This window comes from Steroidobacter denitrificans, assembly GCF_001579945.1.
GTDB classification, from domain to species: Bacteria; Pseudomonadota; Gammaproteobacteria; order Steroidobacterales; family Steroidobacteraceae; genus Steroidobacter; species Steroidobacter denitrificans.
The window spans coordinates 1,184,139-1,210,246 of record NZ_CP011971.1 but is presented as its reverse complement, the minus strand read 5'-3'; the positions used below and the strand labels follow the sequence as shown (position 1 = coordinate 1,210,246).

Genomic DNA, 26,108 nt, shown 5'->3' with positions numbered 1-26,108 from the left:
GGGCGTGCCTTATACGCGACGCTTCTTGGGCGGACGGCAGCCGTTATGCGGGATCGGCGTGACGTCGGAAATATTGGTGATCTTCAGGCCGCAGCCGTTCAAGGCGCGTACCGCTGATTCGCGCCCCGGTCCCGGACCCTTGACGCGCACCTCGACCATTTTCACGCCATGCTCCTGGGCGGCCACACCTGCCTTCTCGGCTGCGACCTGCGCGGCGAACGGCGTGCTCTTGCGCGAGCCGCGGAATCCGCAGCCGCCCGAGGTGGCCCAGGACAGGGCGTTACCCTGGCGATCGGTGATCGTGATGATGGTGTTGTTGAACGACGCGTGGATATGAGCAATCGCATCGGTCACATTCTTCTTGACCTTCTTGCGGCCGCCCTTCCCGCCCTGTTGCTTCTGCTCAGCCATAATGCCTCATCAAATTCTCGTCTGTACCGGTGTACACCGGCGTTTTCGGAGCCGGTATCACCGGTTCGCTATCGGCGGACCGACTCTTACTTGCCGGCCGGACTCTTCATTTTTACCGCGGCCTTGCGCGGTCCCTTGCGGGTGCGGGCATTGGTCCGGGTACGCTGGCCGCGCAACGGCAGCCCGCGGCGGTGGCGGATACCGCGGTAGCAGCCCAGATCCATCAGCCGCTTGACGTTCATGGACACTTCCCGGCGCAGGTCACCCTCCACCGTAAGCTTTCCGATCTGAGAGCGCAGGGCGGTTACTTCCGCGTCGGTCAGATCCTTCACCAGGGTATCGAAACTGACACCTGCCGCCTTGCAGGCAGCCTTGGCCTGGGTATTGCCGACCCCGTAGATGTGAGTGAGTCCCACCCACACATGCTTGTTCATCGGTATGTTGACGCCGGCGATGCGGGCCATGGACTTGCTCTCCCCCGCGCTGAAAAACGCGGAACTATAACCTGAAAGACTTAGTAGCTCAATGCCTTAACGTAATCAGCCCTGACGTTGCTTGTGGCGAGCGTCGGAGCAGATCACGTACACCACCCGGCGGCGACGCACGATCTTGCAGTTCTTGCAGATCTTCTTGACGGAAGCACGAACCTTCATAACCGTTCTCCACTCGTATCCCGCGTCCCTTGCGTCAATCGCCGCAAAAGCGCCCTGTTCATACCGATCGGTACCCTGGCCAGCCGGCCGGCAACGATCTCGAATCTCGATCGGGGCGTTCTGCCCCTCGGCCTGATCCGCTCAGGCCATCCTTATCTACGATGCACCAGGTCCCGAACGACCGTAGCCGCGCAGGTTCGCCTTCTTCATCAGGCCCTCATACTGGTGCGACATCAGATGGGCCGCGACTTGAGCCTGAAAATCCATGATCACCACCACCATGATCATCAGCGACGTACCCCCGAAGTAGAATGGCACGCTGAACCGGGTCATCAGGAACTCCGGTAAAAGACACACGGCAGCGACGTAGATCGCTCCCCAGACTGTCAGCCGCGTCAGCACCTTGTCGATGTACTCGCCGGTCTGCTGCCCGGGCCGGATACCCGGAATGAAAGCACCGGATTTCTTGAGATTGTCCGCCGTCTCGCGCGAATTGAAGACCAGCGCCGTATAAAAGAAACAGAAAAAAATGATCAATCCACCATACAGTATCATGTGGGCCGGCTGCCCCGGCGTCATCGCAGCTGCGACGTTCTGCAGCCAGCTCATCGCGCCACCGGAGGCCCCCGACCAGCTGGCGATCGTCCCCGGAAACAGCAAGATGCTGGAGGCGAAGATCGGCGGGATCACGCCCGACATGTTCAGCTTGAACGGCAGGTGGGTGCTCTGTCCCGCAAACATCTTGCGGCCTTGCTGGCGCTTGGCGTAGTTCACCTGGATACGCCGCTGGCCGCGCTCCACGAATACAACGAAGGCCGTAACCCCGATCACCATGCCGAACAGAATCAAGGCCATTGCCGCATTCATTTCCCCGGTGCGCACCAATTCCAGCGAACCGCCGATCGCCGCGGGCAGTCCCGCCACGATACCGGCCAGGATGAGCATCGAGATGCCGTTGCCCAGGCCGCGTTCGGTCATCTGCTCACCCAACCACATCAGGAATACCGAGCCTGCCACCAAGGTCACCGTGGCGACAAAAACGAACTGTGGCCCGGGAGCGATGACCACTCCCTGATTCTGGAACGCGACCGCCGCGGAAGCCCCCTGTATCGCCGCCAGCAGAACCGTACCGTAGCGCGTGTACTGGGTCAGCTTGCGCCGTCCCGCCTCGCCCTCCTTCTTGATGGCGACCAGCGAAGGCATCACCACGGCCATCATCTGGATAATGATCGAAGCCGAGATATAGGGCATTACACCCAATGCAAAAATCGACAACCGCTCCAGCGCACCGCCCGAGAACATGTTGAACATGTCCAAAATCGTGCCCTGCTGCTCCTGGAAAAAGCGGGCCAGCGCCACCGGATCGATTCCGGGTGCCGGTATGAACGTACCGACGCGATATACGATCAGTGCGCCCAGCAGGAAAAACAACCGCTGCCGCAGTTCTGCGAAACGGGTCATTTCGCCGAATGCGGACAGCGATGCGGTGGCGGATTTGGTAGCCACGGGTTTACAGTCCTGGTGATGCTTGTCTGGAGCGCTTCGAATCGGGTTTCTGGTGCAAATCAGGCCCCTGAACCGCGCCTCAGACGGCCTCGACCTTGCCGCCGGCCGCTTCGATCGCGGCACGTGCGCCCTTGGTCACATGCACACCCTTGACGGTCACCGCCGTGGCAATCGCACCGGAGGCAACGATGCGGGCACGTTCGGCCAGGGCCGGTACGATGTTCGCCGCCTTGAGTGCGGCCAGATCCACGATATCACCGAGCTTCGCCAACTCGGATAGACGGACTTCCGCCACGGTCGGGGAGATCTTGGAACGAAAACCACTCTTGGGCAGCCGGCGCTGCAGCGGCATCTGGCCGCCCTCGAAACCGACCTTGTGATAGCCGCCCTTGCGGGCGCGCTGGCCCTTGACGCCGCGGCCGCAGGTCTTACCCTGGCCGGCGGAAGCACCGCGGCCCACACGCAACCGGGGCTTCTTGCTGCCGGGCGCCGGGGAAATATTGTTCAGTCGCATCTTGGATCGTCCTGGAAGTGAAACGTCACTTCTGTTCCTCAACCTTCAGCAAGTGGATCGACGAACGGATCATGCCGCGAATTTCCGGCGTATCCGCCACGGTGACCGTATCCCGAATACGCCGCAGCCCCAGCCCGCGCACGGTGGCGCGATGCCGCTGGATCTGGCCATTGACGCTTTTCACAAGCGTCACCTTGATCGACTTGGGATTCACGCTGGTCATGATCTCAGCTCACAATCTCTTCGATACGCTTGCCGCGCTTCGCCGCGATATCCTCCGGCGACTGTACGCCGGTCAGCGCGTTCATGGTCGCACGCACCACGTTGATGGGATTTCGCGAGCCATAGCTCTTCGCCAGAACGTTGCGTACACCGGCGCATTCGAACACCGCGCGCATGCCGCCGCCGGCGATCAAACCGGTGCCGTCGGCCGCCGGCTGCATGTAGACGCGGGAGGTGCCATGCCGGCCCTGTACCGCATAATGCAAGGTATCCTTCTTCAAGGACACGGTGGCCAGATTTTTCCTGGCTGCCTGCATCGCCTTCTGGATCGCCACGGGCACTTCACGAGCCTTGCCGTAACCGATCCCCACCTTGCCGCGTCCGTCGCCCACCACGGTCAGGGCCGTAAAACCGAACTGACGTCCGCCCTTCACGACCTTGGCTACGCGATTGACGGCGACGAGCTTCTCGATGTACTCGTCGCTCCCGGCGGATCTTTCAACTCTGGCCATTGTGCTTCCTCAGCAACATTCATCTTGCTTCATCCCGCCGATCGATCGTGACGGCGGGCGATGCGGAATTACTTCAGAACTCCAATCCGTTTTCACGTGCCGCATCGGCCAGGGCCTTGATGCGGCCGTGGAACTTGAATCCCGAGCGGTCGAACGCAACCTGCGTGATGCCCGCGGCCTTCGCCCGTTCGGCAATCGCCTTGCCCACCGCTGCGGCCGCGGCTGCATTACCCGTGCCCTTCAGCCCCTCGCGCACGTCCTTCTGCAAGGTCGAGGCGGCCGCCAGCACCTTCGAATCCGTATCGAAGATCTGGGCGTAGATATGCTGCGGCGTACGATGCACCGACAGCCGCAGAGCCTTCAGCTCGCGAATCTTTGCGCGCGCGCGCGTGGCGCGGCGCAGACGTTGGGCATTCTTGTTCATCACTGCTACTCTGGAAGTGCGGCAACGTGCGCCTGTCGATACAGGTGCGCCGCACCGCGGTCACTCTATTCTCTGCGTCTGTCTCAGCGTCGCCGGCCTCATCCGGGCCCGGCATCGCAACTTCCGTCCCGGCAGCGCGGCAACACGCATGCAGAGACTCTCGATTCTGCGCGGCGGATCTGCCGGCTACTTCTTTTTCGCTTCCTTGAGCTCGATCTTCTCGCCTGAGTAACGTACCCCCTTGCCCTTGTACGGCTCCGGCGGACGGAAACGGCGGATATCGGCGGCTGCTTGGCCCACTCGCTGGATATCCGAGCCCTTTACCAGAATTTCCGTCTGGCTGGGGGTTTCGACCGTGATCCCCTCCGGCGCCTCATAGACGACCGGATGAGAGAATCCCAGGGTCAGATTCAGGTTCTTGCCCTGAGCCTGGGCGCGATAGCCCACACCCACCAGTTCGAGCTTGCGCTCGTAACCGGTGCTGACGCCGTGCACGATATTGGCCAGGTGGGAGCGGACCGTACCGGCGACCATATTGGCCTCCCGGCTACCATCGAGCTTCTCCACCCTCAGCTCGCCTTCATCCTGGACGACCTTCACCCGCCGCGCGTCGATCCCAAGGCTCATGGTGCCCTTGCCGCCCTGGACGGTGACGTTGTCGGCGGTGATGATCGCGGTGACGCCCTTGGGCAGGGATACCGGCTGTTTGGATACTCGAGACATATCTGTACTTTCCGTCTGTTGCCGCCGACCGCATCAGGAAACGATGCAGAGCACTTCGCCGCCGTGGCCCGAAGCGCGCGCTTCCCGGTCCGTCATCACTCCCTTGGAGGTGGAGACGATGGCGACACCCAGACCGCCCAATACCGAAGGCAGCTCATCCTTACCCTTGTAGACGCGCAGCCCGGGCCGGCTGATACGCTCCAGCCGATCGATGACCGGACGTCCCTGGTAATACTTCAACTGTACGGCCAGCGCGGGTTTGCCGTCGCTTTCCACCGATGAGAAGTCTTCAATATAGCCTTCGTCCTTCAATACTTTCGCAATTGCCAGCTTCACCTTGGAAGCCGGTGCGTTGACCTGGCTTTTGCCCGAGGACTGCGCGTTGCGAATGCGGGTCAGAAAATCGGCGATCGGATCCGTCATGCTCATAGGGTGCTCCAGTGGTGCTCCAGTGGTACCAGCTGCTACCAGCTGGCCTTGCCGAGGCCCGGGATTTCACCGCGCATGGTCGCTTCGCGCAGCTTGGTTCGACCTAGACCGAACTTGCGGTATACGCCGCGCGGCCGGCCGGTGATCGCGCAACGATTGCGCAAACGGCTCTTGCTCGAATCACGCGGCAGAGCCTGCAGCTGCGCCACCGCAGCCTCTCGCTCTGCCGGCGTCGAGGTCGGCTTACGGATGATTTCCTTGAGCCGCGCACGCTTAGCCGCATAGCGCTTTACCAGTTTTGCGCGCTTTTCTTCGCGATTGACCATCGATGTCTTGGCCATAACCTCGCCCTGTCGCCTTACGGGTTCCGCAATTACTTGCGGAACGGAAAATTGAATGCTTCCAGCAGCGCACGCCCCTCATCGTCGTTGCGCGCTGTCGTCGTGATGGTGATGTCCATGCCCCGGATGGCGTCGATCTGGTCGTAAGCGATCTCGGGGAAAATGATCTGTTCCTTCACGCCGAAGTTATAGTTGCCCTGCCCGTCGAAAGACCGCGCGCTCACGCCGCGGAAATCCCGGATGCGCGGCATGGCAATGCTCACCAGCCGATCCAGAAACTCATACATGCGCCTGCCGCGCAGGGTGACCTTCGCGCCGATCGGCAAGCCGTCACGCACCTTGAAGGTCGCGATCGACTTGCGCGCGCGCGTCACCAGCGGCTTTTGCCCGGTGATCCTGGTCAGATCCGCCACGGCATTGTCCATGATCTTCTTGTCCGCGACCGCCTCGCCCACACCCATATTGACCGTGATCTTGGCGATCTTCGGCACCTGCATGGTGTTGGCCAGCCCCAGAGACTGCTTGAGCTCCGGGGCCACCTTGTCGTGATACAACTGTTCGAGTCTTGCCTTAGCCATCTTCATTCACCCGGTGAGAGCATCTAGCTCAGGGTCATCAATCGGCGGTCGCTCTGCCGTGCTCAGATGTCCACAACTTCCTTGTTGGACTTGAAAAAGCGCACCTTGCGGCCGTCGGCAAGCGTGCGGAATCCGACACGATCACCCTTCTTCTCCGCTGCGTTCCACAACATCACATTCGACAGATCGATAGCGGCTTCCTTCTCGATGATGCCGCCCTGGACCTGGAACTGCGGGTTGGGCTTGGTGTGCCGCTTCACCATGTTGATGTTCTCGACGACTACCTGGCCGGGAAGCACCTTGACCACATGCCCGCGGCGGCCCTTGTCACGGCCGGTAATCACGACGACTTCGTCGCCTTTACGAATCTTATTCATACCAGTCTCACAACACTTCGGGCGCGAGTGAAATGATTTTCATGAACTGCGCGGTGCGCAGCTCGCGGGTCACCGGTCCGAAAATACGGGTGCCGACGGGCTCGAGTTTCGCCGTCAGCAGTACGGCGGCATTGCCGTCGAAGCGGATCAGCGATCCGTCCGGACGGCGAACGCCGAATTTCGTCCGCACCACGACAGCATCGTAGACCTCGCCCTTCTTGACCTTCCCGCGCGGGATGGCTTCGCGGATGCTGACCTTGATGACGTCACCGACGGTCGCATACCGGCGCTTCGATCCGCCCAGCACCTTGATGCACATCAGGCTGCGGGCGCCGCTGTTGTCAGCGGCATTCAACAACGTGCGCATCTGGATCATGGCGTGGCCTCTACTGGATTACCAACCTGATTCGCACGCGTAACGATCTTCACCAGGCGCCACGATTTGTGGCGTGACAGCGGGCGGCACTCCTCGATGGCCACGACGTCTCCCTCGCGGCTGTCGCCGTTCTCGTCGTGCGCCATGAAATTGGTGCTGCGACGCAGATACTTGCCGTAGACCGGATGCGGCACGAATCGCTCGACGGACACCAGGATAGTCTTGTTCATCCTGTTGCTGACCACCTTGCCGGTCAGCGTCTTGCGAATGCGTTTGTCTGCGCCCCGCTCGGCGGCGGCCTCAGCCGTATTCTCTGGCTTGCTCATGCTCACTCACCTTTTTCGGCAGCGGTGCGACGCTGCTCAGCCATGATGGTCTTGACGCGGGCGATGCTGCGCCGAACCTTGCCGAACTGATCCGGCTTGGCATTCTGACCGCTCGCCAGCGCCATGCGCAGATTGAACTGCTCGCGGCGCAGGTCCAGAAGCTCCTTCTGCAACTCGCCTGTCGACTTTTGTCGCAATTCTTTCGCGCTCATCATCGCACCTGCCGCGCCACGAACTGGGTGTCCACCGATAGCTTGGATGCCGCAAGACGAAAGGCTTCCCGAGCGATGCTCTCGGTGACACCTTCCATTTCGAACAACACCTTGCCGGGCTTGATCTTGGCAACGTAATACTCGACGTTGCCCTTGCCGCTGCCCATCCTGACCTCGAGCGGCTTGGAGGTAATCGGCACATCGGGAAACACGCGGATCCACACTTGTCCGCCGCGCTTCACATACCGCGTCATGGCACGCCGCGCCGCCTCCAGCTCCCGCGCCGTCATGCGGGCGCGGCTGGTCGCCTTCAACCCGTACTCGCCGAAGGCGACGGTATTGCCGCTCTGCGCCAGGCCCGCGTTGCGGCCCTTGAACTGCTTGCGAAATTTAGTGCGCTTGGGTTGCATCATGTTCGTAGTCTCCGGAAGTCCGGCCTCAGGCCGTCGCTTCCGCAGGCGCTACCGGGCCGTCGGCCGATTCCGCCTGTTCGTGCTGATTGAATACTTCGCCCTTGAAGATCCACACCTTCACGCCGATGATTCCGTAGGTGGTGCTGGCTTCGGCCAGGCCGTAGTCGATATCGGCGCGGAACGTATGCAGCGGGATGCGTCCTTCCCGATACCACTCCGTCCGGGCGATTTCCGCGCCGTTTAGACGGCCGGACACTCGTACCTTGATACCCAGGGCACCGATGCGCATCGTGTTGGTCACCGCACGCTTCATCGCACGGCGGAACATCACGCGACGTTCGAGCTGCTGGGCAATACCTTCGGCGACCAGCGTGGCGTCGAGTTCGGGCTTGCGAATTTCCGAAATGTTGATGCGCACATCGGTCGTGGGCATCTTCATCATCTTCGACACCAGGCCCCGCAGCTTCTCGATGTCCTCGCCCTTCTTGCCGATGACGATTCCGGGACGCGCCGTATAGATGGTGATATTCACCTTGCGTGCCGCGCGTTCGATCTGGATGCGGCTGACCGAAGCGTCGCTGAGCTTCTTTTTCAGAAATTCCCGCACCTGGAAGTCGGTATAGACATAGGCCGGGAAATTCCTGGTGGATGCATACCACTTGGAATCCCAGTCACGGGTGATGCCGAGGCGAATGCCGACCGGATTAACTTTTTGACCCATAACGTTCTCTCGCTAGCCTCGGGCTTACTCGCTCTTGCCGTCGCCGACCGTCACAATGATGTGGCTGTTGCGCTTCCAGATACGGCTGCCACGCCCCTTCGCGCGCGCCCGGAATCGCTTCAGTACCGGTGCCTCGTCGACCGTGATCGTCTGCACCTTGAGTTCATCGACGTCCGCGCTGAGATTGTTCTCGGCATTGGCGATCGCGGATTCCAGAACCTTGCGCACCAGCCGCGCGCCCTTCTTGGGCGTGAAGCGCAGGGTATTGAGCGCCAGGCCGACAGGCTGACCGCGAACCATGTCGGCGACCAGCCGGCATTTCTGCGGAGAAATGCGCGCGTTCTTGAGTTTCGCTGCGACCTGCATGATCAACCCCGCTTGTCGCCGGAGTGGGACTTGAACGTCCGCGTCGGCGCGAATTCACCCAGCTTGTGTCCAACCATGTTTTCGGACACCAGTACCGGAACGTGCTGGCGGCCGTTATGGACCGCGATCGTGAGTCCCACCATGTCCGGCAGGATCATCGAGCGACGCGACCAGGTCTTGATCGGGCGACGGTCGTTCTTCTCGGCAGCGACGCGCACCTTCTTGGCGAGGTGCAGGTCGATAAACGGACCCTTCTTGATCGAACGAGGCACTGTCTGCTCCTAGGACTTACTTGCGACGGCGGACGATCATGTTCGCCGTGCGCTTGTTTCGACGTGTCTTCTTGCCCTTGGTGTTCCAGCCCCAGGGGCTGACCGGATGCGGGTTGCCCTGACCGGACTTGCCCTCACCGCCGCCGTGCGGGTGGTCGACCGGATTCATGACGACGCCGCGCACGGTCGGGCGAACGCCGCGCCAGCGGATTGCACCGGCCTTGCCGTAGCTGCGCAGGCTGTGTTCCTCGTTGCTGACTTCGCCGATCGTGGCGCGGCAGTCGACGTGGATCTTGCGCATCTCCCCCGAACGCAGACGCAAGGTCGCATAGGCTCCCTCGCGCGCGGCGAGCTGCGCCGAGCTGCCGGCGCTGCGGGCGATCTGCGCACCCTTGCCCGGCTTCATCTCCACGCAATGGATGGTGGTGCCGATGGGGATATGGCGCAGTTGCATGCTGTTGCCCGGCTTGATCGGTGCTTCCTGGCCTGAAAGCACCGGATCGCCCGGATTCAGCCCCTTGGGCGCAATGATGTAGCGGCGCTCGCCGTCCTTGTACAACACCAGCGCGAGATGTGCGGTGCGGTTCGGATCGTATTCGATCCGTTCGGTCTTACCCGGAATGCCGTCCTTATCGCGCCGAAAATCGATCAGGCGATACTTCTGTTTATGACCGCCGCCTTGATGGCGAACCGTCTGACGGCCGGAATGATTGCGCGCTCCGGTACCGTGCTTGTGCACGACCAGTGAAGCCTCCGGCTCACCCTTGTGCAGGTGCGAACGGGAGATCTTGACCTGGAAGCGCCGGCCGGGTGATGTCGGTTTGGACTTGATCAATGCCATGGCTGTATTCCTCGAGCTCCTTCCTGCCGCGCTAGGCTTCCGCGCCGCTCAGATCGATGCTCTGTCCCGGTGCCAGGCTTACATATGCCTTTTTATAGTCCTGACGCCGGCCCAGGCGCTGTCCGAAGCGCTTGACCTTGCCGGCGACGTTGACCACATTGACCTTGGCAACCTTCACTTCGAACATCAATTCGACAGCGGCCTTGACGTCCGGCGCGCTGGCATCGCGGCGCACGCGAAACACCAGCTGATTGTCGCTCTCGGAAATACGCGCGCTCTTTTCGGAAATATGCGGCGCAAGCAGCACATTCATCAATCTTTCCTGACTCATGCGAGCCTCTCTTCGAGCAGGCGCACCGCCGCAACGGTCGCCAGAATTTGATCATGACGGGCCAGGCTGAGCGGATCGAGCGCACCGACGGGAAGCACATCGATATACGGCAGATTACGTGCCGCGAGCTCCAGCTTCTCGTCATAGGCTTCCACCAGCACCAGCACGTTACTGCCAAGCTGGAGTTCCTGCAGGCGCTGCAGCAACAGCCGCGTCTTGGGCGCCTCGATTTCCAGGTCGTTCACCACCAGCAGCCGCTCCTGGCGCGCCAGCTCGGACAACATCGCCTGAATCGCTGCGCGATACATCTTGCGATTGACTTTCTGCGCAAAATTCCTGGGACGCGCCGCGAACGCCCGTCCGCCGCCGACCCATATCGGGCTGCGGCGGGAACCGGCGCGCGCCTGACCCGTGCCCTTCTGGCGCCACGGCTTGATGCCGCCGCCCCGCACTTCGGCCTTGGTTTTCTGGGCTTTGGTACCCGCGCGGCCGGCGGCCATGTAGGCCACTACGACTTGATGCACCAGGGCTTCGTTGTACTCGCGCGCAAATGTCGCGTCCGATACCTGGACTTCCTGCGACGGCGCACCTTTAGTAACCAGCTTGAGTTTCATGACGCTCTACTGTCGTTGCGGCTTACTTTTTGGCGGACGTCTTGGCAGGCGCGAGTTTTTTTCTCGCGGCACGGCCAGCGGCCTTGACCGACGGGCGTACGATCACCTGGCCGCCCGGCGCACCGGGAACCGCACCGCGGATCAGCAGAAAATTGCGCTCGGCATCCACGCGGACCACCTGCAGGTTCTCTATCGTGCGCCGGACATTGCCCATATGACCCGCCATGCGCTTGCCTGGAAACACGCGGCCAGGGGTCTGACGCTGACCGATGGAGCCCGGCGAACGATGCGAGACCGAAACGCCGTGCGAGGCGGGCAAGCCACCGAAATTATGGCGCTTCATGACACCGGCGAAGCCCTTGCCGATCGTGGTGCCCGTGACATCGACGATCTGGCCTTCCTGAAACAGGTCGACCTTCAGTTCGGCACCTTCCGCCACATCCGTGCCTTGTTCGTCCGAGAGACGAAACTCGACCAGCGACTGTCCGGGGGCAACCTTGACCTTGGCATAGTGGCCGGTCAGCGGCTTATTCAACCGCGAGGCCTTGCGATCGCCGAACGCCACCTGCAGCGCACGATAGCCGTCCGTTTCCTTGGTCCGAACCTGGGTGACGCGGTTCGGAAGCGCTTCGATGACGGTCACCGGTACGGATTCACCCGCCTCGGTGAAGACACGCGTCATTCCCGCTTTACGACCGACCAGACCGATGGTCCTGGTAGCGCTCATCGTATGTCCTCTTGCAACTGTGCGGGCATGCCCGGCCGACCGGTCGTCATGCTCCGCAATATCTTGTATTTGCAGGCTACGGCTGGCGCCCCGATAAATCGTAGATGCCGCACTCGCCTGTGGCGCAGCCGCTGCGATTGGCAGCCGCACCCTAGTAAACAATCACTTACGCCAAGTACATCCTGCCGTACCGAATGCCCCGAGTGCATCGGCAACCGCTCAAGACCGAAAGCGGCCGCTGTCGGCCGGTGGATCGTCGCTGTCGAAGGGGGATTCCGAATGAGAGGCCGACCGACGGGATCGTCGGTCGTGCCGCTCGAGCGGTACCCGTCTGGGCCAGGCCTCGGCGCAAAGAGCCGAGAATTATAAGCAGACCAGCCAGGTTTGCAAGGGGTGGTCTAAAGAAATTTTTCGCTTCCGTACCGTGCGGCTCCGCAAAGCGAAGCCTCCAGTCCGATAGGAAATTCAGCGCATCCTTCAGCTCGAATCAATTCAGCTTGATCTGTACGTCCACGCCCGCCGGCAACTCCAGCTTCATGAGCGCATCCACCGTCTTATCGGTGGGATTCAGGATATCCATCAAACGCTTGTGAGTACGGATCTCGTACTGGTCACGGGCATCCTTGTCGCCATGCGGAGAAACCAGCAAGGTGAAGCGCTCCATCTTCGTGGGCAGCGGCACGGGACCCCGCACGGTCGCCCCCGTACGCTTCGCCGTCTCGACGATTTCACGTGCGGAATTGTCGATCAGCCGATGGTCGAAGGCCTTCAGGCGGATGCGGATATTCTGATTGGTTGCCATAAACTTGTCTCGCGGGCACAGAGCCGGTCATTCATCATTCAGGGCCGGAAGAGGCCCATCCGGCCCTGCTGGACCGGAGAAACTCGGATTCCTCGCGCCGGGCGGCTACCCAGCGAGCGCCTGATTCCCAGCGCCCATCACCGCCCATACGCCAGATACCCGCCTACTTCAGGATCTTCGCCACGACCCCCGCCCCCACCGTGCGACCGCCCTCGCGAATCGCAAAGCGAAGCCCTTCCTCCATCGCAATCGGATTGATCAGCTCAACCACCATCTTGATGTTGTCACCAGGCATCACCATCTCCACCCCAGCCGGCAGCTCCACCGCCCCCGTCACATCCGTGGTGCGAAAGTAAAACTGCGGACGATACCCCTTGAAGAACGGCGTGTGACGACCACCCTCCTCCTTGGTCAAAACGTAAACCTCCGCCTCGAAATTCGTGTGCGGCTTGATGCTCCCAGGCTTGCACAGCACCTGACCACGCTCAACGTCCTCGCGCTTCGTGCCGCGCAGCAACACACCCACGTTGTCGCCCGCCTGACCCTGCTCCAGCAACTTGCGGAACATCTCCACGCCCGTGCACGTCGTCTTGGTCGTCTCCTTGATCCCGACGATCTCAACCTCGTCGTTCACCTTCACGATGCCACGCTCGATTCGACCCGTCACCACCGTGCCGCGCCCGGAAATCGAGAACACATCCTCCACCGGCATCAAAAACGCACCGTCAATCGCCCGCTCCGGCACCGGTATGTACTTGTCCATCTCCGCCACCAAACGCAGCACCGAGGGTACCCCGATCTCGCTCTGATCGCCCTCCAGCGCCTTGAGCGCCGAACCCGTCACGATCGGCGTGTCATCGCCCGGAAAATCATACTTCGACAACAGCTCGCGAACCTCCATCTCCACCAGCTCCAGCAACTCCGCATCATCCACCATGTCCGCCTTGTTCAGGTAAACCAGAATGTACGGAACGCCAACCTGACGGGCCAGCAGAATATGCTCGCGAGTCTGCGGCATCGGTCCGTCCGCCGCCGAACACACCAATATCGCCCCGTCCATCTGCGCCGCGCCCGTGATCATGTTCTTCACGTAATCCGCATGCCCAGGACAGTCCACATGCGCATAGTGACGCTCATCAGAGCTGTACTCCACATGCGAGGTCGCGATCGTGATCCCTCGCGCCTTCTCCTCAGGCGCCTTGTCTATCTGATCGTACGCCTTGAACTCCCCGCCGTGCTTCTCCGCCATCACCTTCGTCAACGCCGCCGTCAGCGTCGTCTTGCCATGGTCTACATGACCTATCGTGCCTACGTTGATATGCGGCTTCGTACGTTCAAACTTCTCTTTGGCCACAACGGCGGTCCTCTGAATATTGAGCTTCTGTTTGCGGTTTCAGCGTCGGCTGCCGGGTCGTTCGCGACCCGCGGCCGGTCATGCAGGGTATCGGCGATTGTCTCGAATTACGGGAATCAAGTCTTCTTGGTGATCGCGGCGGCGACGTTCGCCGGCACTTCCAGGTACTTGGCGAATTCCATGGTGTAAGTCGCACGGCCCTGGCTCATGGAGCGCATGGACGTGGAGTACTGGAACATTTCCGCCAGCGGCACCTCGGCGGTCACCACCTTGCCGGAAATCGAATCTTCCATACCGATGATCTGGCCGCGGCGACGATTGAGGTCGCCGACGATATCGCCGTAATAATCTTCCGGCGTCACGACTTCCACCTTCATGATGGGTTCGAGGATCACCGGCTTGGCCTTGGCCATGGCTTCCTTGAAGGCCATGGAGCCGGCGATCTTGAACGCCATTTCATTGGAGTCGACATCGTGGTAGGAGCCATCGAACAGGGTGATCTTTACGTCCACGACCGGATAGCCGGCCAGTACGCCGTTCTCGGTCGCTTCCTTGATGCCCTTGTCCACTGCGGGAATGTATTCACGCGGCACCGTGCCGCCGACGATGGCATTGACGAACTCGTAACCCTTGCCTTCCTCGGCGGGCTCGAGCGTGATCCAGACATGGCCGTACTGACCCCGACCGCCCGACTGGCGCACGAACTTGCCTTCCTGCTCCACCTTGCTGCGGATCGTCTCGCGATAGGCCACCATCGGCTTGCCGACGTTCGCCTCGACCTTGAACTCACGCTTCAAGCGATCGACGATGATTTCCAGGTGCAATTCACCCATGCCGGCGATGATCGTCTGGCCGGATTCCTGATCGGTGGACATGCGGAAGGATGGATCCTCCTTCGTCAGGCGCTGCAGCGCGATGCCCATCTTCTCCTGGTCGGCCTTCGTCTTCGGCTCGACCGCGACCGAAATGACCGGCTCGGGAAAGTCCATCTTTTCCAGCTGGATCACATGCTCCGGATCGCATAGCGTGTCGCCCGTGATCACGTCCTTCAGGCCGACGGCGGCGGCGATATCGCCGGCACGCACTTCCTTGATTTCGCTGCGATCGCTGGCGTGGATCTGCAACAGCCGGCCGATACGCTCTTTCTTGTCCTTGCCGGCATTCATCACCGTATCGCCGGAGTTCAGCACTCCGGAATAAACACGGAAGAACGTCAAGCTGCCCACGAATGGATCATTGAGGATCTTGAACGCCAGGGCCGCAAACTTTTCCTCGTCACCGGCCTTGCGGGTGCCCTCGGTACCGTCGGAGAGCAGGCCCTTGACCGGCGGCATCTCGATCGGCGAAGGCATGTATTCGACCACGGCATCCAGCATGGCCTGTACGCCCTTGTTCTTGAATGCCGAGCCGCATACGCACAGGACGATCTCGTTGCGGATCGAGCGTTCGCGCAGGCCTTGCTTGATCTCCTCGATGCTCAATTCCTCGCCTTCGAGATACTTGTTGAGCAGTTCCTCGTTGGCCTCGGCAGCCGCCTCGACCAGCTTCGCGCGCCACTCCTGGCACTGATCCATCATGTCCGCGGGAATATCACGATATTCGAAACGGATACCCTGCACGGCGGGATCCCACCAGATTTCCTTCATCTGGATCAGGTCCACGACGCCCTCGAAGGTATCCTCGGCGCCGATCGGCAGCTGGATCGGCACGGGCACACCGCGCAGACGCGTCTTGATCTGCTCGACGCAGCGCAAAAAATTGGCGCCCGCACGGTCCATCTTGTTGACGAACGCGATACGCGGCACCTGGTATTTGTTCATCTGGCGCCAGACCGTCTCGGACTGCGGCTGCACGCCGGCAACCGCGCAAAATACCGCGACGGCGCTGTCCAGCACCCGCAAGCTGCGCTCGACTTCGATCGTGAAGTCGACGTGGCCCGGCGTATCGATGATATTGATGCGATGCTCCGGGAATCGGCCATCCATGCCTTTCCAGAAGCACGTGGTCGCCGCCGACATGATGGTGATACCGCGTTCCTGCTCCTGCTCCATGAAGTCCATGGTCGCTGCGCCGTCGTGCGTTTCACCGATCTTGTGCGACACACCGGTATAAAACAGGATGCGCTCGGTCGTCGTGGTCTTACCCGCGTCGATGTGCGCGGAAATGCCGATATTCCGATATCGGTCGATGGGAGTAGTACGTGGCACTATAGTCTTCTCTATGGACGCTCAGGCAGCGGATCGCGGCTCGGACACCAACGTCCCGCAGGTTGCGCGGCTCCGCCCGCGGATGGTCATTACCAGCGGGATGGTCATTACCAGCGATAGTGTGCAAAGGCCTTGTTGGCCTCGGCCATGCGATGCGTATCCTCACGCTTGCGCACTGCCGCACCGCGATTCTCCGAGGCATCGAGCAACTCGCCGGCAAGGCGCTGCGCCATCGACTTTTCACTGCGCGCCTGGGCCGCCTCGATGACCCAGCGCATCGCCAGGGTCTGCCGGCGGGTGGCTCGCACTTCGACGGGAACTTGATAAGTGGCGCCGCCGACACGGCGGCTCTTCACTTCGACGGTCGGCTTGACGTTGTCCAGCGCCGCCGTCAGCAATTCGATGGATTCCTCGTCTGCTTTCCCGGTTTTCTCGGTGATGCGGTCCACGGCACCGTAGACAATCCTCTCGGCGACCGATTTCTTGCCGCGCTCCATGACCATATTGACGAACTTCGCCAGCAGCAGGCTGTTGAAGCGCGGGTCGGGAAGAATCGTACGGGTCGGGGCAGAGGCTCTACGGGACATTGGGATTACCGCAATATGAAAGTGGATGACGGACGCGAGCGGTCATTTCTTCGGGCGCTTGGCGCCGTACTTGGAACGTCCCTGGCGCCGATCGGTCACGCCGGCGCAGTCCAGGGTGCCGCGCACGGTGTGGTAGCGCACACCGGGCAGATCCTTGACACGGCCGCCACGGATCATGACGACGGAGTGTTCCTGCAGATTATGGCCTTCGCCGCCGATGTAGCTGATCACCTCGAAACCGTTGGTCAAGCGCACCTTGGCCACCTTGCGCAGCGCCGAATTCGGCTTTTTCGGCGTGGTGGTATACACACGTGTGCATACCCCGCGCTTCTGGGGGCAGGACGCCAGCGCCGGAACCTTGGTCTTGTACTGGGGCGTGCGCCGCGGCTTGCGAACGAGCTGAGTGATACTGGCCATAGTTGCTCAGAAGAATTTCGGAAGAAAAACCGATGTTTCCGTGAAGAAACACGAGGCCGCACCCCTTGTTTCAGGGGGCGGCCCAGTAAAAAAATGCCTGACGGACGAGCGGATGACTTGGCGCCGGCCGATCAAAGGGCCGCGATTGTAGAAACCGGTCTCCAAGGTGTCAACCGTAGTATGCCGACGCCTTTGCCGCATCACTCCGCCGTGGCCCCCGCCTCGTCCGCTACCGGTTCCTCGGTATCGGTAGCCGTGGCGCCGACATCCATGAAGCCGGCGGCGGAACCGGCGGCCTCACGCCTGCGCCGCTGATGATAGAACGAGCCCGTACCCGCCGGGATAAGCCGGCCGACAATGACGTTCTCCTTCAAACCGCGCAGATCGTCCTTCAGGCCGCGCACCGCCGCTTCGGTCAGCACGCGGGTGGTCTCCTGGAAGGAGGCGGCGGAAATGAACGACTCGGTCGCCAGCGACGCCTTGGTGATACCCAGCAGCACCGGCTCGATGCGCGCCTCGATCTTGCCTTCCTCCAGGGCGCGCTCGTTGATATCGGTGACGCGGGCACGGTCCAACTGCTCGCCGCGCAGCAGATTCGTATCGCCGGCATGTGCGATCTCGACCTTGCGAAGCATCTGGCGAATGATCACCTCGATGTGCTTGTCGTTGATTTTCACGCCCTGCAGGCGATAGACATCCTGGATCTCCCGAACCAGGTAGTTCGCCAGCGAGGAGACCCCCTGCAGACGCAGGATGTCGTGCGGATTGGGTTCGCCGTCGGCAATCACTTCACCGCGCTCGATCATTTCACCTTCGAACACGTTCAAGCGGCGCCATTTCGGAATCAGCTCCTCGTGTTTCTCGCCTTGTTCATCCGTGATGATCAGGCGCCGCTTACCCTTGGTTTCCTTACCGAAGCTCACCGTGCCGGTGTACTCGGCCAGAATGGCCGAGTCCTTCGGCTTGCGCGCTTCGAACAGATCCGCGACGCGAGGCAGACCGCCGGTGATGTCACGGGTCTTGGAAGATTCCTGCGGGATACGGGCAATGACGTCGCCCACCGACACCTTGGCGCCATCCTCGAGGTTGACGATGGCCCCGCTGGGCAGCGCATAGACCGCCGGGATGTCGGTATTCGCGAAGGTCACTTCCTTGCCCTTGGCATTCACCAGCTTCACGACCGGACGCAAGTCCTTGCCGCTGGAACTGCGCTGCTTGGGATCGGTCACGACCGTGCTGCTCAGGCCGGTCACTTCGTCCACCTGGCTCTGGGCCGTCACGCCGTCGACGAAGTCCTGGAACTTGATGAAGCCCGCCACTTCGGTGACGACCGGGTGAGTGTGCGGATCCCAGGTGGCGAGAATCTGTCCGGACTCGATCGGATCGCCGTCGGCCACCATAATGGTTGCGCCGTACGGAATCTTGTAGCGCTCACGCTCGCGGCCGAACTCGTCGATGATGCCGAGTTCGCCCGAGCGGGAGATGGCTACCCAGTGCCCCTTTTCATGATGCACCGTCTTGATATTGTGCAGACGCGCGGCGCCCTTGCCCTTCGCTTCGACCGAGTTGGCCGCGGCCGCGCGCGAGGCGGCACCGCCGATATGGAAGGTGCGCATGGTCAGCTGCGTACCCGGCTCGCCGATCGACTGGGCGGCGATCACGCCGACCGCCTCGCCGAGGTTGATGCGATGACCGCGGGCCAGATCGCGTCCGTAACACTGGGCGCAGACGCCGTAGCGCGTCTCACAGCTGATCGGCGAACGCACCTTCACCTGGTCCACGCCTTCGTGCTCGAGCACCTTCACGAGTTTTTCATCGATCAGGGTGCCGGCTTCGATGACAACCGCATCACCGCTCGGCCGGTAGACGTCCTCGGCAGCGACCCGACCCAGCACGCGCTCCCCGAGCCCCTCGACGACATCGCCGCCCTCGACGATGGGAGTCATCATCAGCCCGTTGGTCGTACCGCAATCCAGCTCGGTCGCCACCAGATCCTGCGCCACATCGACCAGGCGACGCGTCAAATAGCCGGAGTTCGCGGTCTTCAGGGCGGTATCGGCCAGACCCTTGCGCGCGCCGTGGGTGGAGATGAAGTACTGCATCGCGTTCAGGCCTTCACGGAAGTTGGCCGTGATCGGCGTTTCGATGATGGATCCGTCCGGTTTGGCCATCAGGCCGCGCATGCCGGCAAGCTGGCGAATCTGCGCCGCCGAACCTCGGGCGCCTGAATCGGCCATCATATAGATCGAGTTGAAGGACTTCTGGACGACGGTCTGCCCTTTGGCGTCGAGCGATTCCTCCACGCCGAGCTTGTCCATCATCGCCTTGGCCACCTGATCATTGGTTCGTGACCAGATATCGACAACCTTGTTGTAGCGTTCGCCGTTGGTGACCAGGCCGGAAGCGTACTGCTCCTGGATCTCCTTCACTTCGCGTTCCGCGCCGCTCAGGATCTTGCCTTTCTGCTGCGGAACGACCATGTCGTCCACACCGATCGACACGCCGGCGCGCGTGGCATAAGCAAATCCCGTGTACATGAGCTGATCGGCGAAGACGACGGTCTCCTTCAGACCGACGCTGCGGTAACACAGGTTGATGGCGGCGGAGATCGCCTTCTTGGTCATGTCGCGGTTGACCGCGTCGAAGGACAGGCCCTTGGGCAGAATTTCCGACAGCAGCGCGCGGCCCACCGTCGTATCCACCACACGGCAGCGCTGCTCGTGACTGCCGTCCGCCTGCAGTACGTATTCCTGCACGCGCACCTTCACCTTCGCCTGCAGTTCGGCCGTGCGGGTCTCGTAGGCCCGGTGGACCTCCTGCACATCAGCGAACAACATCCCCTCGCCACGGGCATTCACGCGCTCGCGGGTCATGTAGTACAAGCCCAGCACGACGTCCTGGGAGGGCACGATGATCGGATCGCCGTTGGCGGGTGAGAGGATGTTGTTGGACGACATCATCAGCGCACGGGCCTCCAACTGCGCCTCCAGCGACAGCGGCACATGGACCGCCATCTGGTCACCGTCGAAGTCGGCGTTGAACGCCGTGCACACCAGCGGATGCAGTTGGATGGCCTTGCCTTCGATCAGCACGGGCTCGAACGCCTGGATGCCGAGGCGGTGCAGCGTCGGCGCTCGATTGAGCATGACCGGATGTTCGCGAATGACTTCTTCCAGGATGTCCCAGACCTCCGGGCCCTCGCGTTCCACCATGCGCTTGGCCGCCTTGATGGTGGAGGCTTCGCCGCGCAGCTGCAGCTTGGAGAAAATGAACGGCTTGAACAGCTCCAGCGCCATCTTCTTGGGCAGGCCGCATTGATGCAGGCGCAGGGTCGGACCGACCACGATGACCGAGCGGCCGGAATAGTCCACGCGCTTGCCCAGCAGGTTCTGGCGAAACCGCCCCTGCTTGCCCTTGATCATGTCGGCCAGCGACTTCAGCGGACGCTTGTTCGTGCCGGTGATCGCCCGGCCGCGGCGGCCGTTGTCGAGCAGCGCATCCACCGCTTCCTGCAGCATGCGCTTTTCGTTGCGCACGATGATGTCGGGCGCGTTGAGCTCCAGCAGGCGCCGCAGGCGATTGTTGCGGTTGATGACGCGGCGATACAGGTCGTTCAGATCGGAGGTTGCGAAGCGGCCGCCGTCCAGGGGCACCAGCGGACGCAGATCGGGCGGCAGCACCGGCAGCACCGTCAGCACCATCCACTCAGGCTTGTTGCCGGAATGGATGAACGACTCCAGCAACTTCAGCCGCTTGGTCAAGCGCTTGATCTTGGTCTCCGAATTCGTTCCCAGGATCTCCTCGCGAACCTTGAGCACCTCCGCCGGCAGATCCAGCGACTTCAGCAGCTCGAACACGGCCTCCGCGCCCATGCGCGCGTCAAACTCGTCGCCGTGCTCCTCGATCGCCTCGAGATACATCTCATCGGTCAGCAGCTGACCACGCTGCAGCTGGGTCATGCCGGGTTCGATGACCACGAATGCTTCGAAATACAGAACGCGTTCGATCTCGCGCAGGGTCATGTCCAACATCAGACCGATGCGCGAGGGCAGGGATTTGAGGAACCAGATGTGCGCGGTGGGGCTGGCAAGCTCGATATGCCCCATGCGCTCGCGGCGGACCTTGGATTGCGTCACTTCGACGCCGCACTTCTCGCAGACCACGCCGCGATGCTTCAAGCGCTTGTACTTGCCGCAAAGGCACTCGTAGTCCTTCACCGGTCCGAAGATCTTCGCGCAGAACAGGCCATCGCGTTCCGGCTTGAACGTGCGGTAATTGATCGTCTCGGGTTTCTTGACTTCGCCGAACGACCAGGAACGGATCATTTCCGGCGATGCCAGCCCGATTCGGATCGAGTCGAAATTCTCGACCGGCGTATGCTGCTTGAACAACTTCAGTAAGTCTTTCATCTGTGTCACCTAGGTAAGGTGTAGCAATTCAGTCAATGACGTGCGTCCCATCAGGATCTCGCCGGGCGCACGCAAAGCGCCCGGGCGCGGTCCGTCACGGCATCACTTCTCGCTCTCCTGCTCCAGTTCCATGTTGATGCCCAGCGAGCGGATTTCCTTGACCAGCACGTTGAAGGATTCGGGCATACCGGCCTTCATTTCGTGATTGCCGTCGACGATCGCCTTGTACATCTGCGTGCGGCCGGTCACGTCGTCGGACTTGACGGTCAACATTTCCTGCAGCGTGTACGAGGCACCGTAGGCCTCCAGCGCCCATACCTCCATTTCGCCGAAGCGCTGGCCGCCGAACTGCGCCTTGCCGCCCAGCGGCTGCTGGGTCACCAGGGAGTACGGACCGGTGGAACGTGCATGCATCTTGTCATCGACCAGGTGGTTCAGCTTCAGCATGTACATGTAACCGACCGTTACCGATCGCTCGAAACGCTCGCCCGTACGGCCGTCGAACAGCGTCGTCTGGCCGCTGGAAGGCAGGTCGGCGAGCGCCAGCATATGCTTGATTTCCTGCTCGGAAGCGCCGTCGAACACCGGCGTCGCCATCGGCACGCCGTGGCGCAGATTGTCGGCCAGCGAGAGGATTTCCGCATCGTCGAGAGCCTCCAGGTTTTCCTTCTGACCGCCGGTCTTGTTATAGACCTCGTCAAGGAACTCCCGGAGCCTGCCCACGCCGTGTCCCGGCCCATCGGACATGGCATCGAGCATGCGGCCGATCTTCAGGCCGATGCCCTTTGCCGCCCAGCCAAGGTGCGTCTCGAGAATCTGGCCGATATTCATGCGGGACGGCACACCCAGCGGATTGAGCACGATGTCGACCGGCGTGCCGTCCTCCGTGTAGGGCATGTCCTCGACCGGAATGATGGTCGACACCACACCCTTGTTGCCGTGACGGCCGGCCATCTTGTCGCCGGGCTGCACGCGGCGCTTCACGGCCAGGTATACCTTCACCATCTTGAGCACGCCCGGAGCCAGATCGTCGCCGGCCGTGATCTTGGCGCGCTTTTCCTCGTAACGCTTCTCGAACTCCTTGCGCTGCAGCTTCAGGCGCTCCGCGGTACGCTCGACCGCCGCATTGTCATCCTCGTCCCGCAGCCGGATTTCCAGCCACTGCTCACGCGGCAGCTCCGACAAGTAGGCTTCATCCACCAGCGAGCCCGGCTTGAATTTCTTCGGACCCGCCTCGGCCGCCTTGCCCAGCAATACGGCGCGCACACGCTGGAACAGATCGTCTTCCAGGATGCGCCGCTGATCCTCCAGATCCTTGCGAACCTTCTCCAGCTCGAACTTCTCGATCGACAGGGCGCGCGAGTCCTTCTCGACGCCGTCGCGGGTGAACACCCGCACGTCGATGACGGTGCCGTCCATGCCCGGCGGAACGCGCAGGGAGGTGTCTTTCACGTCGGAGGCCTTTTCGCCGAAAATCGCCCGCAGCAGCTTCTCCTCCGGCGTCAGCTGGGTTTCACCCTTGGGCGTGACCTTGCCGACCAGGATATCGCCGGCCTTCACTTCCGCACCGATGAAGGCAATGCCGGCTTCATCGAGCTTCGCCAGCGCGACATCGCCTACGTTGGGGATATCGGCGGTGATCTCCTCCGGCCCCAACTTGGTGTCGCGGGCGACGCAGGTGAGTTCCTCGATATGGATCGTCGTGAAGCGGTCGTCGTGAACGACACGCTCGGAAATCAGAATCGAGTCCTCGAAGTTGTAGCCGTTCCAGGGCATGAAGGCCACCAGCAGATTCTGCCCCAGGGCCAGCTCGCCGAGATTCGTCGAGGGGCCGTCCGCGAGCACATCGCCGCGCGCGATCACATCGCCCGCCTTCACCAGCGGGCGCTGGTTGATGCAGGTGTTCTGGTTGGAACGGGTGTACTTGGTCAGCGAATAGATGTCCACGCCGGCCTCGTCGGCCGAGGTCTCGGCATCGTGCACGCGCACCACGATACGCGAGGCATCGACGGAGTCGACGACGCCGCCGCGCCGCGCCACGACCGTCACGCCCGAATCGATGGCGACCGCGCGCTCCATGCCGGTACCCACCAGCGGCGTCTCGGCGCGCAAGGTCGGCACTGCCTGGCGCTGCATGTTCGAGCCCATCAAGGCGCGATTGGCGTCGTCGTGCTCCAGGAACGGGATCAGCGAAGCCGCCACCGAGACGATCTGCTTGGGCGATACATCCATGTACTGGATCCTGTCGGGACTCGACAGCATGAACTCGTTCAAGTGCCGGCAGGACACCAGGTCATCGGCGAATTCGGACGCCTCGTTCAGTACTGCGTTCGCCTGGGCGATGACGTACTGGCTTTCCTCGATTGCCGACAGATAGTCAATTTCGTCGGTCACCTTGCCGTCCACGACCTTGCGATACGGCGTCTCCAGAAAGCCGTAGTCGTTGGTGCGCGCGTAGACCGACAGGGAATTGATCAGGCCGATGTTCGGGCCTTCCGGCGTTTCGATCGGGCACACGCGGCCATAGTGCGTCGGATGCACGTCACGAACCTCGAAGCCCGCCCGCTCGCGCGTCAGCCCGCCTGGGCCGAGCGCGGAAACGCGGCGTTTATGGGTGACTTCCGAGAGCGGATTGTTCTGATCCATGAACTGCGACAGCTGCGAGGAGCCGAAAAACTCCTTCACCGCCGCCGCGACCGGCTTGGCGTTGATCATTTCCTGAGGCATCAGGCCCTCGGACTCCGCCAGGGTCAGGCGTTCCTTGACGGCCCGCTCGACACGCACCAGACCGATGCGGAAGGCATTCTCCGCCATTTCACCCACGGAACGGACGCGGCGGTTGCCGAGATGATCGATGTCGTCGACCAGACCATTGCCGTTGCGGATGTCGCACAGTTCCTTGATGACATCGATGATGTCGGATGTCTCTCCGTACTGCTCCACGAGTCCTTTCGAGAAATCGTCGGTACGCTTGGAAAAGTGCGCATGGTCATACAGAACGCCGCTGCCGGTGATCGCTTCGCGATGCACGCGGCGATTGAACTTCATGCGGCCCACGGCCGACAGATCATAGCGTTCCGGATTGAAGAACAGGTTCTGAAACAGATTCTCGGCCGCATCCTTGGTGGGCGGTTCGCCGGGACGCATCATGCGATAGATCTCGACCAGCGCCTCCAGGCGGGTGCGGGTCGGATCGATGCGCAGGGTGTCGGAGATATACGGACCGCGATCCAGATCGTTCACGTACAGCGCGTGCACTTGTTCGATGTCCGCCTCGATCAGCTTATCGACGATGGCCAGCGTCAGAATCTCGTTGGCCTTCGCCAGGATCTCGCCTGTACCGGTGTCGAACACGTCGTGCGCGAGTACCTTGCCGATCAGGTATTCCTTCGGCACTTCCAGGCGCGACACGCCCTTTTGCTCCAGGGCGCGCACATGACGGGCGGTGACGCGGCGGCCTTCCTCGACGATGACCTCCTCGCCGATGCGGATCGGAAACGTCGCGGTCTCGCCGCGCAGACGCGCGGGAATGAGCTCGAACTCGATCCTGTCCTTGGTCAGGTAGTAGGTGTTCTTTTCGAAAAAGATGTCGAGCATCTGCTCCTCGGTGTAGCCGAGCGCCCGCAGGATGATCGTGACCGGCAGCTTGCGGCGCCGATCGATACGCGCATACACGCAGTCCTTCGGGTCGAACTCGAAGTCCAGCCAGGAACCGCGATACGGAATGATGCGCGCTGAAAACAGCAGCTTGCCCGAACTGTGGGTCTTGCCGCGGTCGTGATCGAAAAATACACCGGGGCTGCGATGCAGCTGGGAGACGATGACCCGCTCGGTACCGTTCACGACGAACGTGCCGTTATCGGTCATGAGCGGCATTTCACCCAGATAGACTTCCTGCTCGCGGATATCCTTGACCGTCTTCTTGGTCGGAGTCGACGTTTCCTTGTCGTAAACGATCAGGCGCACCTTGACGCGCAGCGGCGCGGCGTACGTCAGACCGCGCATCTGGCATTCCTTGACGTCGAACACCGGAATTCCCAGCCGATAGCTCACATACTCGAGCAGCGCATTGCCGGAATAGCTGACGATCGGAAACACGCTTTTGAATGCAGCGTGCAGTCCGGCTTCGCTGCGGCGCGCCTCCGGCACCTCCGCTTGCAGGAATTTGCGGTACGAATCCAGTTGGATCGCCAGCAGATAGGGCACGTCGAGGATACTGCCCTGCTTGCCGAAACCCTTGCGGATGCGCTTTTTCTCGGTGAACGAATAGGCCATCTGGATCACCCTCTATGCGATGCCGGATGCAATATCCGGCATCGAACTCGAACTGCGTACAGCCGGCCGCTGCGGTGCCGGCCGGCTCCATGAAAACCAATAGGGAACACGGCCGGCGGAGCCGCTGCTCCGCGGCCGGTTCCCGTCAATTCAATCGATCTGCGCAAG

At 61.6% G+C, this 26,108-nt stretch carries 31 protein-coding genes; all 31 read right to left on the bottom strand.

Features of this window, described 5'->3' with window-relative positions:
- Positions 1-9: 9 nt before the first annotated feature.
- The 31 genes from rpsK to rpoB all read right to left on the bottom strand — a co-directional run bounded on the left by rpsK (position 10) and on the right by rpoB (position 25,940).
- Positions 10-411, bottom strand: coding sequence for a 30S ribosomal protein S11 (gene rpsK, locus ACG33_RS05355; RefSeq protein ID WP_066919344.1), 402 nt, complete (start codon positions 409-411; stop codon positions 10-12).
- A gap of 86 nt (positions 412-497) precedes the next feature.
- Complete coding sequence (rpsM, locus tag ACG33_RS05350) at positions 498-875, bottom strand: 30S ribosomal protein S13 (RefSeq protein ID WP_066919342.1); 378 nt, start codon at positions 873-875, stop codon at positions 498-500.
- 75 nt (positions 876-950) lie between these two features.
- Positions 951-1,064, bottom strand: coding sequence for a 50S ribosomal protein L36 (rpmJ, locus tag ACG33_RS15650; protein WP_083536477.1), 114 nt, complete (start codon positions 1,062-1,064; stop codon positions 951-953).
- A 156-nt stretch (positions 1,065-1,220) separates the two neighbouring features.
- Entirely contained in the window at positions 1,221-2,525 is a 1,305-nt protein-coding gene (gene secY / locus ACG33_RS05345) for a preprotein translocase subunit SecY (RefSeq protein WP_066922842.1), read from the bottom strand.
- Positions 2,526-2,649: 124 nt separating this feature from the next.
- On the bottom strand, positions 2,650-3,084 hold the full coding sequence (rplO, locus tag ACG33_RS05340; RefSeq protein WP_066919340.1) for a 50S ribosomal protein L15: 435 nt from the start codon (positions 3,082-3,084) through the stop codon (positions 2,650-2,652).
- Between the two features lie 25 nt (positions 3,085-3,109).
- Positions 3,110-3,298, bottom strand: a complete 189-nt coding sequence (gene rpmD, locus ACG33_RS05335; RefSeq protein ID WP_157071842.1) for a 50S ribosomal protein L30 — start codon at positions 3,296-3,298, stop codon at positions 3,110-3,112.
- A gap of 13 nt (positions 3,299-3,311) precedes the next feature.
- Positions 3,312-3,818 (bottom strand): 30S ribosomal protein S5, encoded by a 507-nt coding sequence (gene rpsE, locus ACG33_RS05330; protein ID WP_066919336.1) that lies wholly within the window; start codon positions 3,816-3,818, stop codon positions 3,312-3,314.
- 73 nt (positions 3,819-3,891) lie between these two features.
- Entirely contained in the window at positions 3,892-4,242 is a 351-nt protein-coding gene (gene rplR, locus ACG33_RS05325) for a 50S ribosomal protein L18 (RefSeq protein ID WP_066919333.1), read from the bottom strand.
- A 186-nt stretch (positions 4,243-4,428) separates the two neighbouring features.
- Complete coding sequence (gene rplF, locus ACG33_RS05320; protein WP_066919331.1) at positions 4,429-4,965, bottom strand: 50S ribosomal protein L6; 537 nt, start codon at positions 4,963-4,965, stop codon at positions 4,429-4,431.
- 33 nt (positions 4,966-4,998) lie between these two features.
- A complete protein-coding gene (rpsH, locus tag ACG33_RS05315; protein ID WP_066919329.1) occupies positions 4,999-5,394 on the bottom strand; it encodes a 30S ribosomal protein S8 in 396 nt (131 codons plus the stop codon).
- A gap of 35 nt (positions 5,395-5,429) precedes the next feature.
- On the bottom strand, positions 5,430-5,735 hold the full coding sequence (rpsN, locus tag ACG33_RS05310; protein WP_066919327.1) for a 30S ribosomal protein S14: 306 nt from the start codon (positions 5,733-5,735) through the stop codon (positions 5,430-5,432).
- A gap of 32 nt (positions 5,736-5,767) precedes the next feature.
- On the bottom strand, positions 5,768-6,313 hold the full coding sequence (rplE, locus tag ACG33_RS05305) for a 50S ribosomal protein L5 (protein WP_066922840.1): 546 nt from the start codon (positions 6,311-6,313) through the stop codon (positions 5,768-5,770).
- Between the two features lie 62 nt (positions 6,314-6,375).
- Positions 6,376-6,690, bottom strand: a complete 315-nt coding sequence (rplX, locus tag ACG33_RS05300; protein ID WP_066919325.1) for a 50S ribosomal protein L24 — start codon at positions 6,688-6,690, stop codon at positions 6,376-6,378.
- A gap of 7 nt (positions 6,691-6,697) precedes the next feature.
- Complete coding sequence (gene rplN, locus ACG33_RS05295; RefSeq protein ID WP_066919323.1) at positions 6,698-7,066, bottom strand: 50S ribosomal protein L14; 369 nt, start codon at positions 7,064-7,066, stop codon at positions 6,698-6,700.
- Positions 7,063-7,392, bottom strand: coding sequence for a 30S ribosomal protein S17 (gene rpsQ, locus ACG33_RS05290; protein ID WP_066919321.1), 330 nt, complete (start codon positions 7,390-7,392; stop codon positions 7,063-7,065). Before rpsQ ends, rplN begins: the two co-directional genes overlap by 4 nt.
- A gap of 2 nt (positions 7,393-7,394) precedes the next feature.
- A complete protein-coding gene (gene rpmC, locus ACG33_RS05285; protein WP_066922838.1) occupies positions 7,395-7,604 on the bottom strand; it encodes a 50S ribosomal protein L29 in 210 nt (69 codons plus the stop codon).
- Entirely contained in the window at positions 7,604-8,017 is a 414-nt protein-coding gene (rplP, locus tag ACG33_RS05280) for a 50S ribosomal protein L16 (protein WP_066919319.1), read from the bottom strand. Before rplP ends, rpmC begins: the two co-directional genes overlap by 1 nt.
- 25 nt (positions 8,018-8,042) lie before the next feature.
- Positions 8,043-8,738, bottom strand: a complete 696-nt coding sequence (gene rpsC, locus ACG33_RS05275; protein WP_066919317.1) for a 30S ribosomal protein S3 — start codon at positions 8,736-8,738, stop codon at positions 8,043-8,045.
- A 24-nt stretch (positions 8,739-8,762) separates the two neighbouring features.
- Positions 8,763-9,104 carry a 50S ribosomal protein L22 gene (gene rplV, locus ACG33_RS05270; protein WP_066919315.1) on the bottom strand — a complete coding sequence of 114 codons (342 nt, stop codon included), beginning with the start codon at positions 9,102-9,104 and terminating at the stop codon, positions 8,763-8,765.
- A gap of 2 nt (positions 9,105-9,106) precedes the next feature.
- Positions 9,107-9,376 carry a 30S ribosomal protein S19 gene (gene rpsS / locus ACG33_RS05265; protein ID WP_066919313.1) on the bottom strand — a complete coding sequence of 90 codons (270 nt, stop codon included), beginning with the start codon at positions 9,374-9,376 and terminating at the stop codon, positions 9,107-9,109.
- Positions 9,377-9,392: 16 nt separating this feature from the next.
- The gene (rplB, locus tag ACG33_RS05260; protein WP_066919311.1) at positions 9,393-10,217 is read right to left on the bottom strand and encodes a 50S ribosomal protein L2; all 825 of its coding nucleotides are present in this window, start codon (positions 10,215-10,217) and stop codon (positions 9,393-9,395) included.
- 31 nt (positions 10,218-10,248) lie between these two features.
- Positions 10,249-10,548 (bottom strand): 50S ribosomal protein L23, encoded by a 300-nt coding sequence (rplW, locus tag ACG33_RS05255; protein ID WP_066919309.1) that lies wholly within the window; start codon positions 10,546-10,548, stop codon positions 10,249-10,251.
- Positions 10,545-11,162, bottom strand: a complete 618-nt coding sequence (gene rplD / locus ACG33_RS05250; RefSeq protein ID WP_066919307.1) for a 50S ribosomal protein L4 — start codon at positions 11,160-11,162, stop codon at positions 10,545-10,547. The genes rplW and rplD overlap by 4 nt, the downstream gene beginning before the upstream one ends.
- A 22-nt stretch (positions 11,163-11,184) precedes the next feature.
- A complete protein-coding gene (gene rplC, locus ACG33_RS05245; protein ID WP_066919306.1) occupies positions 11,185-11,889 on the bottom strand; it encodes a 50S ribosomal protein L3 in 705 nt (234 codons plus the stop codon).
- 487 nt (positions 11,890-12,376) lie between these two features.
- Complete coding sequence (gene rpsJ, locus ACG33_RS05240) at positions 12,377-12,691, bottom strand: 30S ribosomal protein S10 (RefSeq protein WP_066919304.1); 315 nt, start codon at positions 12,689-12,691, stop codon at positions 12,377-12,379.
- Positions 12,692-12,854: 163 nt separating this feature from the next.
- Positions 12,855-14,045 (bottom strand): elongation factor Tu, encoded by a 1,191-nt coding sequence (gene tuf, locus ACG33_RS05235; RefSeq protein ID WP_066919279.1) that lies wholly within the window; start codon positions 14,043-14,045, stop codon positions 12,855-12,857.
- A gap of 116 nt (positions 14,046-14,161) precedes the next feature.
- On the bottom strand, positions 14,162-16,252 hold the full coding sequence (gene fusA / locus ACG33_RS05230; RefSeq protein ID WP_066919302.1) for an elongation factor G: 2,091 nt from the start codon (positions 16,250-16,252) through the stop codon (positions 14,162-14,164).
- Between the two features lie 107 nt (positions 16,253-16,359).
- Positions 16,360-16,839, bottom strand: coding sequence for a 30S ribosomal protein S7 (rpsG, locus tag ACG33_RS05225; protein WP_066919300.1), 480 nt, complete (start codon positions 16,837-16,839; stop codon positions 16,360-16,362).
- Positions 16,840-16,881: 42 nt separating this feature from the next.
- Entirely contained in the window at positions 16,882-17,256 is a 375-nt protein-coding gene (gene rpsL / locus ACG33_RS05220) for a 30S ribosomal protein S12 (RefSeq protein ID WP_066919298.1), read from the bottom strand.
- A 200-nt stretch (positions 17,257-17,456) separates the two neighbouring features.
- Positions 17,457-21,665, bottom strand: coding sequence for a DNA-directed RNA polymerase subunit beta' (rpoC, locus tag ACG33_RS05215; protein WP_066919296.1), 4,209 nt, complete (start codon positions 21,663-21,665; stop codon positions 17,457-17,459).
- A gap of 102 nt (positions 21,666-21,767) precedes the next feature.
- Entirely contained in the window at positions 21,768-25,940 is a 4,173-nt protein-coding gene (gene rpoB, locus ACG33_RS05210; protein WP_066919294.1) for a DNA-directed RNA polymerase subunit beta, read from the bottom strand.
- Positions 25,941-26,108 lie beyond the last annotated feature (168 nt).

Bases quoted from the DNA above. Each gene is read 5' to 3' on its own strand.
- rpsK (WP_066919344.1), bottom strand. From the start codon at position 411: ATGGCTGAGCAGAAGCAACAGGGCGGGAAGGGCGGCCGCAAGAAGGTC.
- rpsM (WP_066919342.1), bottom strand. From the start codon at position 875: ATGGCCCGCATCGCCGGCGTCAACATACCGATGAACAAGCATGTGTGG.
- rpmJ (WP_083536477.1), bottom strand. From the start codon at position 1,064: ATGAAGGTTCGTGCTTCCGTCAAGAAGATCTGCAAGAACTGCAAGATC.
- secY (WP_066922842.1), bottom strand. From the start codon at position 2,525: ATGACCCGTTTCGCAGAACTGCGGCAGCGGTTGTTTTTCCTGCTGGGC.
- rplO (WP_066919340.1), bottom strand. From the start codon at position 3,084: ATGCGACTGAACAATATTTCCCCGGCGCCCGGCAGCAAGAAGCCCCGG.
- rpsE (WP_066919336.1), bottom strand. From the start codon at position 3,818: ATGGCCAGAGTTGAAAGATCCGCCGGGAGCGACGAGTACATCGAGAAG.
- rplR (WP_066919333.1), bottom strand. From the start codon at position 4,242: ATGAACAAGAATGCCCAACGTCTGCGCCGCGCCACGCGCGCGCGCGCA.
- rplF (WP_066919331.1), bottom strand. From the start codon at position 4,965: ATGTCTCGAGTATCCAAACAGCCGGTATCCCTGCCCAAGGGCGTCACC.
- rpsH (WP_066919329.1), bottom strand. From the start codon at position 5,394: ATGAGCATGACGGATCCGATCGCCGATTTTCTGACCCGCATTCGCAAC.
- rpsN (WP_066919327.1), bottom strand. From the start codon at position 5,735: ATGGCCAAGACATCGATGGTCAATCGCGAAGAAAAGCGCGCAAAACTG.
- rplE (WP_066922840.1), bottom strand. From the start codon at position 6,313: ATGGCTAAGGCAAGACTCGAACAGTTGTATCACGACAAGGTGGCCCCG.
- rplX (WP_066919325.1), bottom strand. From the start codon at position 6,690: ATGAATAAGATTCGTAAAGGCGACGAAGTCGTCGTGATTACCGGCCGT.
- rplN (WP_066919323.1), bottom strand. From the start codon at position 7,066: ATGATCCAGATGCGCACGTTGTTGAATGCCGCTGACAACAGCGGCGCC.
- rpsQ (WP_066919321.1), bottom strand. From the start codon at position 7,392: ATGAGCAAGCCAGAGAATACGGCTGAGGCCGCCGCCGAGCGGGGCGCA.
- rpmC (WP_066922838.1), bottom strand. From the start codon at position 7,604: ATGAGCGCGAAAGAATTGCGACAAAAGTCGACAGGCGAGTTGCAGAAG.
- rplP (WP_066919319.1), bottom strand. From the start codon at position 8,017: ATGATGCAACCCAAGCGCACTAAATTTCGCAAGCAGTTCAAGGGCCGC.
- rpsC (WP_066919317.1), bottom strand. From the start codon at position 8,738: ATGGGTCAAAAAGTTAATCCGGTCGGCATTCGCCTCGGCATCACCCGT.
- rplV (WP_066919315.1), bottom strand. From the start codon at position 9,104: ATGCAGGTCGCAGCGAAACTCAAGAACGCGCGCATTTCTCCGCAGAAA.
- rplB (WP_066919311.1), bottom strand. From the start codon at position 10,217: ATGGCATTGATCAAGTCCAAACCGACATCACCCGGCCGGCGCTTCCAG.
- rplW (WP_066919309.1), bottom strand. From the start codon at position 10,548: ATGAGTCAGGAAAGATTGATGAATGTGCTGCTTGCGCCGCATATTTCC.
- rplD (WP_066919307.1), bottom strand. From the start codon at position 11,162: ATGAAACTCAAGCTGGTTACTAAAGGTGCGCCGTCGCAGGAAGTCCAG.
- rplC (WP_066919306.1), bottom strand. From the start codon at position 11,889: ATGAGCGCTACCAGGACCATCGGTCTGGTCGGTCGTAAAGCGGGAATG.
- rpsJ (WP_066919304.1), bottom strand. From the start codon at position 12,691: ATGGCAACCAATCAGAATATCCGCATCCGCCTGAAGGCCTTCGACCAT.
- rpsG (WP_066919300.1), bottom strand. From the start codon at position 16,839: ATGTCCCGTAGAGCCTCTGCCCCGACCCGTACGATTCTTCCCGACCCG.
- rpsL (WP_066919298.1), bottom strand. From the start codon at position 17,256: ATGGCCAGTATCACTCAGCTCGTTCGCAAGCCGCGGCGCACGCCCCAG.
- rpoC (WP_066919296.1), bottom strand. From the start codon at position 21,665: ATGAAAGACTTACTGAAGTTGTTCAAGCAGCATACGCCGGTCGAGAAT.
- rpoB (WP_066919294.1), bottom strand. From the start codon at position 25,940: ATGGCCTATTCGTTCACCGAGAAAAAGCGCATCCGCAAGGGTTTCGGC.